The following is a 16,034-nucleotide window of genomic DNA, read 5'->3' as shown; positions in this document are numbered from 1 at the left end:
AATCTGAATTACCCGGTGCAGAGTACCAGCCTTTCCCCGTAATATTCCTGCTGGCCATTGTTCTCATATGGCCGCTCACGTCAAGTTTGCTGACTCTGCCAGGACTCCAGATGAATCGTAATGACCTGCGTCGTGTCGACCTGAACCTGTTGATCGTTTTCGAAACATTGATGCACGAACGCAGCGTGACCCGTGCTGCGGAAAAACTGTTCCTCGGCCAGCCGGCCATCAGTGCGGCGCTCTCGCGCCTGCGCGGCTTGTTCGATGATCCTTTGTTTGTGCGTACCGGCCGCAGCATGGAGCCGTCCGCCCGGGCGATCGAGATTTTCGCCCTGCTGTCGCCGGCACTGGATTCGATTTCCACCGCCGTCAGCCGTGCGGCCGAGTTCGATCCTGCCACAAGTACCGCGGTGTTCCGCATCGGCCTTTCGGACGATGTCGAGTTCGCCTTGCTGCCCATGCTGCTCAAACGCCTGCGTGCCGAATCGCCGGGGATTGTGCTGGTGGTGCGCCGGGTCAACTACATCCTGATGCCGGGGATGCTGGCGTCCGGGGAAATTTCCATCGGCGTCAGTTACACCACCGACCTGCCGGCCAACGCCAAGCGCAAAGTGTTGCGCCGCAGCCAGCCCAAGCTATTGCGCGCCGACACCGTGCCGGGGCCGCTCAGCCTGGACGATTACTGCGCTCGCCCCCATGCACTGGTGTCGTTCGCCGGCGACCTCAGCGGTTTCATAGATGAAGAGCTGGAGAAACTCGGGCGCAAACGTCATGTGGTACTCGCCGTGCCGCAGTTCAACGGGTTGAGCACCCTGCTCGCGGGCACTGACATCGTGGCCACGGTGCCGGACTACACGGCCGATGCACTGACTGCCGCCGGCGGTGTGCGGGCAGAGGACCCGCCGTTGCCGGTACGCAGCTTTGAACTGCATATGGCGTGGCGCGGGTCGCAGGATAACGATCCGGGGGAGCGCTGGTTGCGGTCGCGCATTCAGATGTTCTTTGGGGACCCTGAGAGTCTCTAGGGGTCGTCGGGCAGGCAGTTTATCTGATCATTTCTGCCTTTTGATAGACCATGGACATCCATCCACTTCCAGAGGATTACCACACTTGGGGGCATATTTGAGGGCATGCTTTGGATGGTTTGAAAAGGATGCCCCCAGCCTGAGGCTCAACAATCTTCTTCTCGAAAAATCACCTGCGACAGTTCCCTATCGCCGTTGAATGCTATCGGATCAGCCAGCGGATAAACAGCGCCAGGGCCCCGCCGATGATGAAGCCACCGACTAGGTTGACCAACAGGCTGCCCAGTGGCAAACCCGGGAGCAGACCGTTCAGGCGCAAGTGTCTAACTTCCGCGGTGCAGTTCAAAAACCTGTGGGAGCTGACGTTACCAGCGATGCAACCAGCACAGGCGAAGGGGTTGTCCAGGCGGGCGCCATCGTGGGCAACGCCCGCTCCCACGACCTCAAGTTCGCTGCAATGATCAGTACAGACGCCCGCCAGCGCTAGTGCGATTCAAGAAGCGGGGCATCGGCGACGCCCACCTTCACCCCACCGGCTCGCAAACAATGCGCCCGATGCGCAAGAAGGTTTCATGGGCGTTGAGTTCGTGGACGCTCAACACGGCATGGTCCTTCGCCGCCAGATACCGCCAGCGCCCCTCTTCGAGCATGAACTCCTTAAACGCTTCGCCGTCCTCGCTCAGGTAGATGCGCTGTGCGTCGCTGGATCTGGTGAACAGACTCAGGTGCTCCAGGTGGAAAACGCTATCGACGAGCAATTCCTGCGACTGGAGTTTCCAGTCGTAGCCCTTGTCCGAAGTCAGATACTGATCCCAGCAGACGCACATCAACTTGCCACTCATGCGGGTGATCAGCGGATCGTCGAAGTGGTCCCTGTCGCTGCCCCAGGTACAGGTGCGATCGCTCTTGCCCGGCAGGAGGTATTTGACGAAGGACGCCGCGTCATTCTTCTTCTTGGCCGAGACATATGAGTAGCTGTAGCCGCAGAACAGCAGCAGGCACGGTGAGCCGGGCAGTGAGCGCATGCTTTTCGCCTCAACGCCCTCGGGCAGCCTCGGAGTACCCTCCCAGCGTTCCCAGGTGCCATCGAGACGATCGACACTGTAGATCAACGGCTTGTCGTAGCTCGACGTCCTGTTGGAGTCGAAGATGATGCCCTTCTCGACATACGAGTACTCGGTTCGCTCAGTGAACCGCCAGAGCCATTTGCCATTGAAATGCACGATATCCTCGGTCGCCGAGTACCCGTAGGTATCGGGCAGGTCCGGCATCTGGCTGCGCTGCCAAGACAACCCGTCGTGGGAGTAGAAGAAAGCCTCGCGATACCCCGCCACCAGGATCCACACCCCGTCGACGACAGACAGTTTCCTGACGTAGAGCTTCTCTTCCTGCGGATCCGGCCACACGACCTGCCAGTGCAGCCCGTCCTCGCTGCGATGGAACACGCCATCGTCGTCGACCAGCAGCCAGACCTTGCCGTTGGTTTTGATCTGGCGGACGTTTTCCGGATCACAGGGTGGATTGTCGAGGTTTTGCCATTCGATACTGAAGCGGTGCGCGCGCCCCTCGATCTCGAGCACGACGGCCGACTTCTCCAGCCGCTCCTGCTGCCGGGCCAGTTCGCGGGCGGCACGCTCCTGCGCCTCGATCTCCACCACGGACCTGTCGAATTCACCAGCCTTGAACAGGTCGATCTGGCGATCCGCCGCGGAACACGCTTCAGAGAAGGCGCTCAGGGTGTTGTCGACCTGCCTTTCGTAACGACAGAACTGTTCATGCCAGTCGTCGTTCGAGGCTGAGTTGTCCAGGTCGAAGTCGCTGTAGCCCAGCTCGCTGTCGAAGTTGATCGACGGCAGGTTCATTCGCCGGATCATGCCGTTGGCCGAATTCAAGGCGCCGCCGTGTTCTGAAATCAGCTCGCTGGCCTTCTTGCGAACGGTGTTGAGACTCGACAGCGCTAGGCCGCGGCCTACCGAGCAGGCGGACGCGGAGACCGCCGAACTGACCTTGGCCAGGAAGCCATCGTCGAACGATTCCATGTAGAACGAATGGTCCGAGGCCCTGCTGGTGACCGCAATCAGGTCGAAGCTCAGGGTCGTCGCAGCCCAACTGGCGGTGTGCAGCTTCTTGCCGATGTCCTCGTAGGTCTGCTCGAAGCTCAGGACGCGGTAACGAACGATGTTTTTCCAGCCACGGGTCTGCGCGGCCAGTTTCGCGGCGGCATCGAGCAACGGCTTTTCCTCGGTCTCCCGGAGCAGCGTCTGCATGAGCGAGAAGTTGTCGCGGAACTGCGCCGGCTTGAGGGTCGCGAGAATCCGCGCCACGTACGGGTTCTCGATTTTCCGTCCGCACAGGGTCAGCAGGAAGAAGGCATCCAGCAGCCAGGTGTAGGTGCGGTCATCCTCGTTGAGCAGCGTCTGCACGACCGGCAGATAGTCCTGCAGCTTGCGCGGACTGTCGGCGATCTGCCCGATCTGCCCGACGATGTCTGGGGAACCGGCCTTCTCCGCCAGGTGTTCGAGGAACTCCACGCCTGCTTTGTTCAGCGTTGCGGAACCCTCGATGGCCAGGGCGAACAGGCGCAGGTAGGTGCGCCGGGTTTCTTCGTCGGGAGTAGTGTCGAAGAAGCTGTGCACCTTGATCTCTGGCAACTCCGAGGTCAGCGACAGCGGCTCGCCCTCCTGATGCTCGTGCTCGTCGTCCTCCTCGACTACGTTGAGCCCGTTGACGTCCTTGTAGATGTCGATGGCCAGTGCGCTGCCGCCGATCACCTCGCCGATCAGATCACGGATGCCGTAGGTGGTCGACAGCCCGGAGAACTCCTCGCCGAACAGCTTCGAGATGATGTTCTCGCGGTCCTCGTCGCTGCGGCAGATCTCTTCGTCATCAATGAGGCTGACGATGCGCTCGTACTGATCGGACAAGAAATACAGCGCATTGAAACCAATGCCCGAGATGTTCTTCTGGATGAAGTGCGAATCCACCACATGCTCGTCGAATCCCAGAGCGATCATTTCGCGGAAGCGATCAATGCCGGCAAGCTCGATGCCCTCGATCAACTCCATGATGAAGTCCAGCAGGCGGACATCCTCGTCGCAGTCGATCCCCAGCTTGTCGAGGGTAACGACCAGGTGGTTGACGTCCCGCGAGGTCAGCACCACGTCGCGGTGGCTGCGTATGAAGTCATAGGTCAGATGCAGCACCAGCAGGTTGCGCGGGATCGACTTGAAGCGACGCTTGTTGGCTTCGATGTGCAACGACCAGTTGGTGAAACTGGCGTGGTTCTCTACCTGCACCAGGCGACTGTTGATCTTGTCGACCGCCAGCGAGAGGAATTCCCGGGTCTCGATGATGTATTCGTTCATCGTCCCCAGGTTGTTGCGGATCACCGCGATGCTCTGGGCGTTGATCAGGTTTTGCTGCTGCAATTGCTTGAGGTAGTGCCAGGCGAATTTCTGCATCTGCAGCATGTCGACCTGGTTGTGCAACTGGTCCTGGCCAGTCTTGCCGCTGACCTTGTTGCCCAGGCGTTTGAAGAAACCCGCGCCGGTCTGCCTGGCCAAGCGTTCCTGGCTGGACGCCAGGACCCGCGAGGCATCGAGCGCCAACTGCTGGGTCAGGGCGGCATTGCCCTTGTGCTGGTTCACCAGAGCTTCGATCGCTCGAGCGTCTGCGTCTTCGAGAGGCTGTTCGAAGATCTCTTGCGTTACCTCAACAGTGGTGTCGGTCATTTCATTGGCCTTAAAGGTTTTCGATCTGGTGTTTCAGTCGTTTGCTTTGTCCTGCTAGGGTCCGGACCTGCCCGGCGAAATGGCGCTCGGACAGGTACAGGCCCTTGTGAAAATCGGCGTAGAACTGCTGGGAAACCTGCAGAAACTCTAGCGCTTGATGCATGCCCATGGCGCTGCCCACCACCTGCTCGGTACTGGCGAGGGTGAGCTGGAACTCTTTCTCGATGTGGTTATCCAGGGCGATGTTCATCGCCAGGGTGGTGATCAAGCCACCGATGAGGCTGCCCACCAGCGCCCCGGGCGGGCCGCCGATGGCCCCCACAGTGGCACCGACCGACGCGCCGACCACGCCCGCGCCGGTATGGAACAGGTTCTTGCCGGTGCGGGTTTCCATTTCCTGCGCGCTCATTTTGCCGGCCGAGAACAGCACCAGGCACTGCACCAGGTCGACCGCGCACACTGTCGCACCGGCGACGCCGCCGTTGGCGAGGCTGCGCTGGAACAGAGTGCCCGTAAACAGGCCGGGCATGGAACGCGCGGCGATACTCACGCTGGCATTGGCCACACCGGCCTTTAGGGCACTGTCGCCAGCGGCGATCACGGTGTTCTCAAGGATGCGCAGGGTGGCTTGCTCCGCCGTGATCTGGCCTTCCTTGAACTGCTTGATGTACTGGAAGGTGTTAATGCTGCCGGCGATCACCGTGGTGATGACCGCCGCCGAGCCAGCGGCGCGCAGGCTTTGCTGCACCGTTGCCTTGTTCAGGTAGCCGGTCTGCAAGTTGTCGTGCAGCTCCTGGCCGGTCTTGCTCGCGGTGCCCAGGTGCTCGGCCTCACGCTTGCTCAAGGAAGTGGACTGCACGCCATCAACGTCCAGTTGCCCGCTGGTGTTGTCCCGGACCTTTTCCGCAGCCCGGGACACTTCCGGCCGGGTCTGCTGATTCTTCAAGACGTCGCGCTCGGCCGAGAGGCGTACGCCTTCGATCTGATCCGAGGGACCGAGGAACAGGTCGCTGTCCTTATAGGCGTGTACGCCGTCCTTGGTGGAGCGAAACGCCTTCTGCGTCGCCTCGGCATTCTTGAAGTACTTGAGCTGCGCGCCCAGCAACTGGTCGTCACCGCGCATGACCACGATGTCGTGGGTCATGTCGTTGCGGCCCAGCGGCGTGTTGGCGAAGTTGTCGGTGAAGGCACGCACGTCCTTATCCTTCAGGATCGCGTCGAGATTGAATGACTCGGCGTGCCAGGTCTCCGCCGCGAAGCCGCCCTTGATCGCGGCGTTTTGCGCGGTGGACGAGACCTTGGCGAGGATGCCGTTGGCCTGGCCGATTTCCGCTAGCATGCGCCCGGCCTTGTCCGCGGCTTGCACGGTCCAGATCGGGCACAGGCTGACGGACTGCTCAAGCGCGCGTTGGCGTTCTTTATCCATGGGTATTCCTCAGGCTGGTTTCCTGGATAGCGGTGTCCGCTGAAAGGGGTTGCCGGCCGTCGAGGCCAGGCATCCGGTAAAGCGCGTGCATGCTGTGCAGGCGCTGGGCGATCTCGTCGACCCAAACCTGTGGTGCGTGGACACGAATGTTGTCGTTCAGGCCAAAGATCCACCACAGGGTGTCGCGATCCTGGGGCACCCAGGCGCGCAGGCGCTTCCACGCTTGTCCGGGGATGACCTCGAGGGACTGTCGCGCACTGAGCGGGGTCTCTTCGAGCAGCACGGCGATTTGCGCGCTGACATCGGCGATCAGTTCCACCTGCATCTCGGCCTGGCGGTGGCTGAAGATCCCGGTGGCGATGTAGTCGTCGACATCGAACTGGCCATGTAACGGCGACGGGGCGTCGACCACCGCGACCTGCTGCATGCGGTGCAGGGCAAACTGGCGCACGTCGTCGTAGCCATCTACCGAGGCCAGCAGGTAACTGATGGAGTGCCGCGAAACCAGGCCCGCCGGGTGCAGGCGAAACTGCTTGAGTTCGCACTTGCTGCGGCTGCGGTAGGCTACGTCGAGCGGTCGACGCTCGAGCAAGGCCTGGGACACCTGGGCCCAGGTTCTCGGGGTGATGGCGGCCGGGATCAGGGTCTTGCCGTTAGGCACCGCACGCACCCGCCGCGACCAGTCGGCCAGGCCGTTGTGGCCAAGATCACCGAGGAAGTTGCGGGCCCGGCGGAACTGCGGGCCGAGCTGGTCGAGCACGGTCTGCGGTAGCAAGGTGTTCAGGTAGCTTTCCGACAGGTACAGGGCAAGCGCCGTCGAAGCGTCCATGTCCTGCAGCTGCAACGGCGCGTCCTTGGTGAAGCTCCAGCGGAACGGCATCTCGCTGTCGTTGCACTGCAGCGAGAACGGGATGGACAGCCGGTTGAGATCGCGCTGGATCGAGCGCAGCGTCACCGAAAAGCCCTTGTCGCGCAGCTTTTCCAGCAAGGTCGTGGTGGCGATACGTTGCGGTTCGGTAGGAATAAGGCGCAACAAGGCAAACAGCCTGAGCAGTGTGTCTTTAGCCTGGGACATCAAGACTTCCTTGTACTTTTCGCGACCGCTACAGCGGCCAGGCATTGCAGTGGATCCCATTCAACAGAGTGGCATTCTGCCATAACTGCGTGATGGTTCCACCCCGAAATCATCCTCCAATCCATGACGGCGGCCACGTCAGGAGTCTGCCCGCTGGCGTTGCTCGTTTTTGAGGTCGGTGTATTCGGTGTAGAGCTCGTAGCCCTTTTTAAGCACTACGCACAGTCCAATGAAAGCGAAGAGGTTTTTCATGATGAGGGTCTCGGTGGCATTTGACCCCATCTTCCAGTGTCGGGCGACAAACCGTGTCGCTGGGTTGTTCAGGCAACGGCGGCAGGCGATTGAGGACAACAACGCCTATTCCCTGGACGCTGCAGAAACCTTGCCGTCGACTCTCAAAATCTCGTTCAATGTATCCGCAGTTCTCTCTCAGCAACTCCTTCCAGAAGCTCACACACTCGGCTCATAGGTTTCCAATGGAACTGACCCAGCTTTGAAACACGCAGGAAACGGGTCCGACGAATTCATCCCCTTCACCGGCTTTCGCAAGTATCGCTCCCAGCCATCCGCGACATGGCGCAGGTCAATTTCATCATTGAACAACGTGTGTCGACAGGCATCCATCCGCGCCTCGACCGCATGCTTGAGAACTACGAATGAAGCCAGTTGTTCCTGGTCGAACGACTTGGCGAGGTACGGATAATGAATCGTTAGCTCAGCCTCGCCCTTCTCCTGCAATTGACGGTTCACCCGACCGAACAGCCTATCCACACGTCCCACACGCTGCTCGTTGTCACCGGGTGTCCAGGCAATTCCGTAGTGGTGCACCTTGCTGCATTGAAGATGCAGGTTTACACCTTCCTGGAAGACCGAAGTCGCCACCAGCACGTTAGGGTAGAACGGGCTGTTGAAACCGAGAATCAACCGTCGGCGATCGCCGGAGTGACTACTGGCGTACCACGCAGGGCTTTGCAGGCTGGTCAGAATGCGCCAATCCTTCTTCCAGTCGGCTAGCCCATGGGCCGTAATCTTTCCACAAATCTGCTCGAAGGAATCCAGCGCCGCAATGAAGTACTGGCGAATCAGCGAATTGTGAAGCCGCGGCTTCAGCCAATCGATAAAGGCCAGATATCGACGTTGCACATCGCCCTGTTCATCAGCCCAACGAAATTCGGTGAACCAACTATAGAGTTCGATGATGACCGGGCTGGCAAACAGGAAACCGGCCTTCACATAATTGCCAAAATTCTCCGCAATACCCCGGCCCCGTGGGCCAAGAGCCAGCCAGGTTTCCAGCCGAAAGCGTGTAGTTTCGGGCAGCCCTTCAAACAACAGGCCCCACAAGGTCGGTATCGCTTTTTCGTACAGCTCACCGGCTTGCGGCGTGCGCTCATCGTGGAGTAAAAGACGCGCCCGCAGTGCTGCACCGCCATAATCGTCTCGATCACGCTCGCCAACACGCTTACGGTCATATCCGGTGTATGTGCCCTGGCGGTAGTCACTTGCAGGCTCCAGCAGTAGTGAAAACAGGCTCTCTGGTTTGCGCAAGCGCAAGCTGAATTTCGAGCAGTCAGTACTCCGTTCCTTCCCCTGTTTCTTGACCACGAACAAGTCAGCAATATGCGAGGCCAGCTTCTCATCGCCACCCAAACCATCACTGACTTCTGTTTCGTCGTCATCTTGAAGGAGATTCTGGTCGCCCGATTCCTCGGCCGTCTGCTCGCAGACATACCGGCTGAAGAACGCGCGCGACCATTTCTTCTTCCGCCATCGCTCCAACAACCGCTCCGAATCTTTCGGCTGCCAGGCCTGAACGATACGCCGCGCCAGCATCAGGTCACTGGCGGCATTCATGCGCTGGGTAATCTCGCGCACCGAAGCGATCCGTCGCACAAATATCAGGTGCTTGTGCTCGTGCAACGGTATGCGAGTGTCGAAGACGTCTACAGGCTGGCATTCGAGCATCAGCGTGTCGTACTTTGGGTGCTCTGGATGACGCTGGAAATACTCACGGTACAACTCGGTGAGCTGCGTCAGAATGCGGGTATCCGGGGCACCAGAAAATGCCTGCGCGGAGTGTTCCTGCTCCAGCTGTGCAGTCATGCCGACCTCGGGACCCTGCTGCGTGCCAACGGATTCGAACCCTTCGAGGTAGCCGTACAGGAACCTGCGGCCGCTGCCCTTCTGCCCTTGTTGCTGCACCAACTTCTTCTGGTACAACGCGAAAAACATCTCAGCCTCAGGATTGCCCTCGAACTTTGCCGGAAGCGATTTCTCATGACGGTAGTTATATTTGTTGCGGTAACCTTCAGCGCCCTGCATCAAGCGTAAACGGCGCAATGCATATTTGGAGAGCAACTCATCCGGAGGCGCGGGCTGTAACCCTTCAGCCGGAGGGTCGATGAAATACCCGAGAATGGAAGCTATGTCTCGTAGCGAAGAATGGCTGGGCGTGGCGGTCAGCAGCAAGACTTTCTGCCCGAGTCGGTCGCCCACTTCCCCGAAGAACTTTCGTGCCGCCTTGGCGCGTTGAGAGCTGCCGTCGGCTTTACGGAAATAATGAGCTTCATCCACCACGACAAGGTCGAAGCCCTTGCTTCCCAACGATGACTTGAGCGCACGGTGAATCCTGGCAGCCGCTTTTTGGGCTTTGACTGACACATCTCCCGATTGCTTTTCTTCCCGCTGAACCAGGTTGCTGAGCGAATGGATAGTAGTGAAGTAAAACTGTCCGCAATCCGCTTTCACCGCATCACTCAGTTCATCGAGCCGCTTGTGAATCTGCGCTTCGTGCCGCGGCGCTTTTTCAGGCCCATCGCTGGTCAGGTGCCCACCGCCCCGATAGTGATCGCGCAGGAACGCGGCATACTCACGGCCCCACTGATAGCAGATGTCTTCTCGGGGCGCCATGACCAGCACCTTGGCATCGGGCTTCAGCTTCCACAGCAACGCGATGACGCCCAATGCCTGGAACGTCTTGCCCATGCCGACCTCGTCGGCCAGCAATGCCACATTGTGCATAGACAACTTGTTCCACAAACCAGCAACACCCTCGATTTGCCGGGCGGGCATGGAAATGTCATTGCTCGAGTATTGCCACGCTTCGTTGCCAGCGTCGAAGTTGATCCAGTTCGCGACCTGTTCCGGCTTCAAGCCACCCCAGCAAATATCACACATAGCCACATTCCTTCTGAACACGGCGGATATACGCCAGCCGTTTTTGCAGCGTCTTCGGCAAACGTGGCGTCAACACCCGGAGCGTTGACCATAATTCGTCTCTAGGCGTGCGATGTCCGAACTTACGATAAAAATCGGCTGCCAACTTGTGAAGCGAATTAACTTCCTGGGCGAGGAACCAGTTGAACACACTGGGCGAGCTGTCCTTAATTTGCTGCCGGGCCTTGGCCGCCAGCTCCTGCAGGCAGCCCGGATAACCGAACGCCCATAGCTCAAGCTGGGCTGAATCAGTAGTTGCGCGCAAACGCTCGCGATACTGTTCGATTGCCTGGAACAACCTAAAGTAAGACAACGCGTCCTGTTCGATTACGAGTGAAGGCACTGTCAGCTTCTCATCCGGCTCACCGCCATTGCGCAGGCAAGGACGCAACACGGTCGTGGTATCGCTGTTCGGGTCGACCCCTGCCACCAGGCTGTCGAGCAGGTCCTTGAGCGACTCGAAACCCTGTGCTCGCCGGAAAGACTGGCCGCTTTCAACAATCATGCCCCTGAACACTGCCGGGGACTTTTTGCGCAGAAGAATGCTATAGCTGTGGTCGGCAAGCATGGCTTCGTTATCTGGTGTCACACACTCGATCGGTATCAGCAACAACCTGCCCTGCTGTCGCCGTGTGCGCCACAGCAGGGGCATCGGTTTGCTTACACCCGGCAACTTCAACCAGTAATCATCGCAGGGTTTGCCGACGCACCAGTTGCCTGAAACCGAAAAGCGGGCTCGCTTCCAGTCATAGAGTACCTGCAGGTCGAAAGGCAGTTCTTCCGGAACCTCCAGGCAGTCTTTAGACAGCAACTGGGCGCTGGCAAAGTCTGCTTCGGTAACTTCGATGCACGCTCCCAGCATGTCTGCATTGCGCTTGCAGTTCAGCATGATGCCGGCTTCGATATTGCGTTGCTCGAAGCTGCTGGTACCGGCATGGGTAAAGTTCCACGACCCGATCGCCAGGCGACTCCCCTGGGATGAGCGACACAGCCATGCCTTGGCATGGGTGATTTCGGTGAGGAGGTGAGGAGAAGATGGGTTGCGATGGAACGCCAGTGCATCAGCCTTGATGCAACCCGCCAGGGCCTCACTCCAGGGCGTACGGAAATACCGGCCCTCGAGCCGGTCCGCAACCAATGCCACCTGCAAATCCGGGTTACCTGATTGCGCCTGTAGCCGCGCCAGCAAGTCGGGAACGTCGGCCGCCAGGTATGGAGACCAGACTTGCAACGCAGTGATCGTGCCCTGTGTCATGAGGTGCTGAAGAAAGGTGTATTTGTCGAAGCTGTGCACGAATTGCCAATCAGAGTCGTTGGCTTCAAAACGCCTTCCGGGCCACTCGAATTCCAGCTCGAGGGGCCCGGCCAATGCATTGAAAAACGTCTTGATTTGCCTGTACTGGTCGTTATTGCAGACGCGCTGGAAGGTAAACACCTCCTGATTGCGTCCCCAGCCACCGATAGTCAGGTTCGCACTGCCTGCGCCCAGTACCATCTTCCCCTTCTTGCTCTCCAGGAGTATGAGCTTGGGATGAAACAACGTCTCACTGGTCATGCCACGGTAAGCGCTAAAGGCACGCGCAGACACGCAGTGAACCTTGATGGCCGTGCGCTTGTACTGGTCTGCCCCCAGCAAGCGCTTGTCACAGAACACCCGGAAGTCGATGCCTTTTTCCACCAGGTGCGCCTGATAGCCTTCGAAATCCAGGCGATTGCGCGGCGGGTCCATGTTCAGCACTGCCGGAAGCAGCTGAGACTCGACGAAACCGAGGTTGAGGTTGAATGTGGTCAGCCAGACCCGATGAAGCTCATCCATCTCCCCCAACTGTTGCTTGAAAGCCTCGAGCAGCTTCATGTGGCCACCCCGTGCAAGCCTGCGAGCAAATGCCGGAACTGGGGAATGTAGTACTGGTGTACCCAGCTTCCCAGTGGCCGGTCGGCGAGGGTCGGCTCACTGCGCGGCCGCACATGGATCTTGAGCTGCGAGCCATTGACCCGGGTAACCCACGGCGATTGACCACGGCTTTCCATGATGAGCGCGTGATAACTCAGCAATGCGTCCATTTGTGCGTCGGCATCGCCCTGCCCCGCCACGCTCAACAAACCTCTGAGCCTTGCTTGCCCGGTGGCGGAAAGCACCGTCGCCATGGAGGCGTCGGCTTCGATGGCAGCTGCACAGGCGGCCAGGGTCGAGGTATCACGACCCAGTGTTTTCCAGCGCTGCCGAACCGTCTCGACGGGCTGGGATTTCTCGGCCAGCATTAGCTGGAACAACAGATCCAGTTCACTCAGCAGGGGCTCCAATAAGCGCACGTGCTCGAGTTTTCGTTGCGCGTCCTTTGACAGCGGCTGTTTCATTGCCTCATCGAATACAACCGCAGCAGCCGCTTTGCTGATTTCCTCGTTGTGCCTGGACGATGACAACACGCTGTAAAGCGCTCCCGGAGCGCCCTGATCCAGGCCGGTAGTGGACAACCAGAAATCGCATGTTCTGGCACCTACTACCGCCGATGACGGAAAGGCTTCGACCAGAGCCTTGGGAAGCGCTGCCGGTATATCCTGGAAGTTCGTTTTCGACTGGCTGCGGCTGCTTGCCAACAGGTCTTTGAGGTGAGGACGCAAGAGGTGGTAGAGCCGGGATAGCGCCGGGGTCTTGCTGATCAACGCTTCCGCGTTCTTCCACAGTGTTGTGGCTGTGGGCAGGTTGTAACGATAGTGGCGATCGAAAAAGCCCATTTCCACCAGCGGCGTCTTGTACCGGCCACTGACGCCTAGCAGGGTTTGGCGAACCAGTACCTGCGCTTCTTTGGCATGGCTTAAGGTGAGCGAAGGGTTCCCTGTGCTGTCGAGCCATCCTCTTCGTGCCTTGCTGATCCCCAGCACGCCGGCACTTTTCAGGCCGGCAGTATTTTCACGGGCAATGACGCTATAGACGAAGAGGTTTTCCAAATACACCAGGCAGGCATGCTTGAAACTGAGGTCGTGTTTGCCGTCGTAGACTTTCTTCAACCCGCTGCCCAGCACGATCGAGTCATCCTCCACCAGGCTCTTGATCAGGAAGTGGTTGAACAGATTCAGGGTGAAGTTACGGATGTCGTCAGAAATGGAGCTGATCCGGTTCTGGAAAATCTGCTGGCCGAACCCGGACCAGATCACCTGCAACCCCAAGGGGTCGATATTCAGTTCGTTACCGAGGCTTTCGTCATACTCGGTCAGAAACGCATTCAACAACACAGCTGGATACCTCTAAAACGGACAGTTCCTTTGTATCCGCCTTTGATGCCGGCTGGATCCAACCCGGTGCGGAAAATTGCATTCCGCCACTATCACTGTCAAGGCCGGTGCAACTGCCAGTGCCGTAAAAGGTTTTTTCAAGCCAGCAAGTCCCGCTCTGGAACATTGCCTTAAGAGGCTGAATACGTTTAAATTTCTGTGTAAGAGAGGGAGGTTCAGGCCCACCATCCACGCATATGCATTAGTGAGCCGCACTTCCATCTGCTGGATCTGCAGCGCTAAGCCCACCTCTATTCCTATTCGATGTACTCAGGTCCATTTTCACACAGCCTGAACCCAAAGCGGCCGAGGTTAATGCCACCGGCCTTGCTGGCGTTCGCGGGTAAATCTACTCCCTCAAAGTTCGCGTCAGCCTTGGACAAAAGAGGAAGACCACTGCTCTCAAAAGGCCGGAAGCGCCCGCTCGTTATAAACGGCCCCTATGAGCGCAGTGCCCGGGACTTTTGGCCACCTCGCCACCAAGAAACACTGAAGCCCAGCGCGTACCACCCCGAAGACCGTTGGAATCTTCATTCACAATGGCTAGCACAGCCGATATAGATGGGGGCAAAATTGGGGCATATATAAAATTATTCCGCCTGAAAATATTACTCTAGAGCCCAGTCAAAATGTTTTTCGGCGACCCTGAGAGTCTCTAGGCGTCGTCGGGCAGGGTATTAATCTGATCATTTCTGGCTTTTCATAGGCCATGGAGATCTACACACTTCCAGAGGATGAGATACCTGGGGGCATATCTGAGGGCATGCTTTGGGGACGTTGAAACAGATGCCCCCAGTTCAAGGTCCAACACTCCCCTTCGCGAAATATCACTCGCGGCTGTTCCCAGCCGCCGTAGAGCGCTATACAGCTACCTCGGTTGATGATCGACTGAGCGTTCTCAGTCATCAGATCGGAGGCTAGATCTTAGCCCGCCATCGTCATTTTCAGGTAATGAATGGCGGATACGCGTTTGCACCTGCATTCACATTGAGCCATTTCCCAACAACCGGATGAGGCATGTCGACGATAGGGGCACTCACAGAGTTTCACAGCTTCGCCCACGAAAAGCACTCCATCCGGAACAAGGTCTACAAGATTAGCGTTCGGCGTGTAGCATCCCTTCTTCCGGCAGGTAGCACCAAAGAATGCCAAGTCCGGTGTTTCGTACCACCAGTGGCTCCCACTTCTCGTCCAAGCGAAGTTTCTGGTTACTCATGGGTTAATTCCCACCGAGGCATGTTGCCCTGCTGCCATCCACCCATGGAACACCAATCGTCCAAGCTGGTAGGCAACGAGAGCATCCGGTACTCGTTTGGCGCAAGCGTGACCTTGTAGACTGGTATATCGATGTCTCTGCAGATCTTCAAGATCTCAAGCGCATCAGCATCTGAGATTTTGGCCCCTAGATGAACGGCCTTGAGGGGCGCGGGAAAGTTGGAGCCTTTAACCTCTCTATCGCCATCTGGAACTACCCAGCGCCACTCACGCTCGTACTGCCAGTCGACAGCCTTCTTGCACAACGATGCAGCAATGCCAAAAAGAGCGTTGTAATCTTTGCCCAAGTTGTGGGCTCTAAGGATCGGGGTGACGTCGAACAGCTTGTCTGTATAGGCAACCGGCCATAGCGTGAGGGTGGGAAGCTCATTCCGATGGAGCCTTGTGAAGTCGTACTCCATGGCAAAGCCGGTGTGGTCGTGGCCATAGTGACTCCACATCAGCACCGAATCCACACGCGCACTTAGGCTGCAGATTTTGTAGCTGCTTTTGAGCTGATCAATGAGGGTCGGGAGCTGCCCGGCCTGGTGATTCGGCGCCAAAACCTCTACTTCATGGAGCCATTGATCCACGTTCAGGCGGGGTGGCTCCTGAGCCGATGCCAGTGCTACTACCGCTGCGATGGGGTCATCGGAGGCCAGAGCAGTGACAACCTGATCATCGCTGAAGCCCAGTTCATCGAGTTTTTTCCAAGCAGCGAGCTTCCGGTAATCAATCCAGAACGCCGTATCGTATGGGTCGTTGAACTCATTGGCGACGCCCAGATAGAGGGTTTTCTCAGCCAAATTTTTGAATGCGTACTCGCCGCATTTTCTGATTTTGAAAAGCCGATTGGGCGTGTGCAGGATTTTCCCGTTGACTAGCTTCGGGATGTCCATATCACCGATAGTGGCCGACGAAATGTTCTCAATGAAATCTCTTACCCATTCCCTATCCACACGAATTCCTTTGGCTATGTGCTGTGCTGATGCCGGAGAAATTACCACACCTAGAGCCCCAGTTTACCTACGCTG

Annotated in this window: 8 protein-coding genes; 1 reads left to right on the top strand and 7 read right to left on the bottom strand. The window is 58.2% G+C overall.

Translation table 11 applies throughout. From position 1 onward, the window contains the following. Positions 1-110: 110 nt before the first annotated feature. Complete coding sequence (locus tag ACM6IK_RS02915) at positions 111-1,025, top strand: LysR family transcriptional regulator (protein WP_115948013.1); 915 nt, start codon at positions 111-113, stop codon at positions 1,023-1,025. A gap of 524 nt (positions 1,026-1,549) precedes the next feature. Here the strand turns inward: ACM6IK_RS02915 and ACM6IK_RS02910 are convergent. From ACM6IK_RS02910 to ACM6IK_RS02880, 7 genes are all read right to left on the bottom strand, one after another. Further along, entirely contained in the window at positions 1,550-4,756 is a 3,207-nt protein-coding gene (locus ACM6IK_RS02910; protein WP_414873072.1) for a hypothetical protein, read from the bottom strand. A gap of 10 nt (positions 4,757-4,766) precedes the next feature. Continuing rightward, on the bottom strand, positions 4,767-6,182 hold the full coding sequence (locus tag ACM6IK_RS02905; protein WP_414873071.1) for a hypothetical protein: 1,416 nt from the start codon (positions 6,180-6,182) through the stop codon (positions 4,767-4,769). Continuing rightward, positions 6,175-7,257: a helix-turn-helix transcriptional regulator gene (locus ACM6IK_RS02900; RefSeq protein WP_414873070.1), complete on the bottom strand. Its 1,083-nt coding sequence runs from the start codon at positions 7,255-7,257 to the stop codon at positions 6,175-6,177. The genes ACM6IK_RS02905 and ACM6IK_RS02900 overlap by 8 nt, the downstream gene beginning before the upstream one ends. 450 nt (positions 7,258-7,707) lie before the next feature. Continuing rightward, a complete protein-coding gene (locus tag ACM6IK_RS02895; RefSeq protein ID WP_414873069.1) occupies positions 7,708-10,434 on the bottom strand; it encodes a DEAD/DEAH box helicase in 2,727 nt (908 codons plus the stop codon). Then, positions 10,427-12,202 (bottom strand): hypothetical protein, encoded by a 1,776-nt coding sequence (locus ACM6IK_RS02890; protein WP_414873068.1) that lies wholly within the window; start codon positions 12,200-12,202, stop codon positions 10,427-10,429. Before ACM6IK_RS02890 ends, ACM6IK_RS02895 begins: the two co-directional genes overlap by 8 nt. Positions 12,203-12,324: 122 nt before the next feature. Further along, positions 12,325-13,701 carry a hypothetical protein gene (locus ACM6IK_RS02885; protein ID WP_414873067.1) on the bottom strand — a complete coding sequence of 459 codons (1,377 nt, stop codon included), beginning with the start codon at positions 13,699-13,701 and terminating at the stop codon, positions 12,325-12,327. A gap of 1,253 nt (positions 13,702-14,954) precedes the next feature. Beyond that, the gene (locus ACM6IK_RS02880) at positions 14,955-15,959 is read right to left on the bottom strand and encodes a DUF2971 domain-containing protein (RefSeq protein ID WP_414873066.1); all 1,005 of its coding nucleotides are present in this window, start codon (positions 15,957-15,959) and stop codon (positions 14,955-14,957) included. Positions 15,960-16,034 lie beyond the last annotated feature (75 nt).

Origin of the sequence: Pseudomonas sp. IT-196MI5, from assembly GCF_949767415.1 — a bacterium.
Taxonomy (GTDB): Bacteria; Pseudomonadota; Gammaproteobacteria; order Pseudomonadales; family Pseudomonadaceae; genus Aquipseudomonas.
The sequence above is the reverse complement of the archived record's forward strand: the minus strand, read 5'-3'. Positions and strand labels throughout refer to the sequence as shown.

What these genes read in the sequence shown, in the direction of transcription:
- ACM6IK_RS02895 (WP_414873069.1), bottom strand. Translation starts at nt 10,434, where the DNA reads ATGTGTGATATTTGCTGGGGTGGCTTGAAGCCGGAACAGGTCGCGAAC.
- ACM6IK_RS02915 (WP_115948013.1), top strand. Translation starts at nt 111, where the DNA reads ATGAATCGTAATGACCTGCGTCGTGTCGACCTGAACCTGTTGATCGTT.
- ACM6IK_RS02905 (WP_414873071.1), bottom strand. Translation starts at nt 6,182, where the DNA reads ATGGATAAAGAACGCCAACGCGCGCTTGAGCAGTCCGTCAGCCTGTGC.
- ACM6IK_RS02890 (WP_414873068.1), bottom strand. Translation starts at nt 12,202, where the DNA reads ATGGACCCGCCGCGCAATCGCCTGGATTTCGAAGGCTATCAGGCGCAC.
- ACM6IK_RS02910 (WP_414873072.1), bottom strand. Translation starts at nt 4,756, where the DNA reads ATGACCGACACCACTGTTGAGGTAACGCAAGAGATCTTCGAACAGCCT.
- ACM6IK_RS02900 (WP_414873070.1), bottom strand. Translation starts at nt 7,257, where the DNA reads ATGTCCCAGGCTAAAGACACACTGCTCAGGCTGTTTGCCTTGTTGCGC.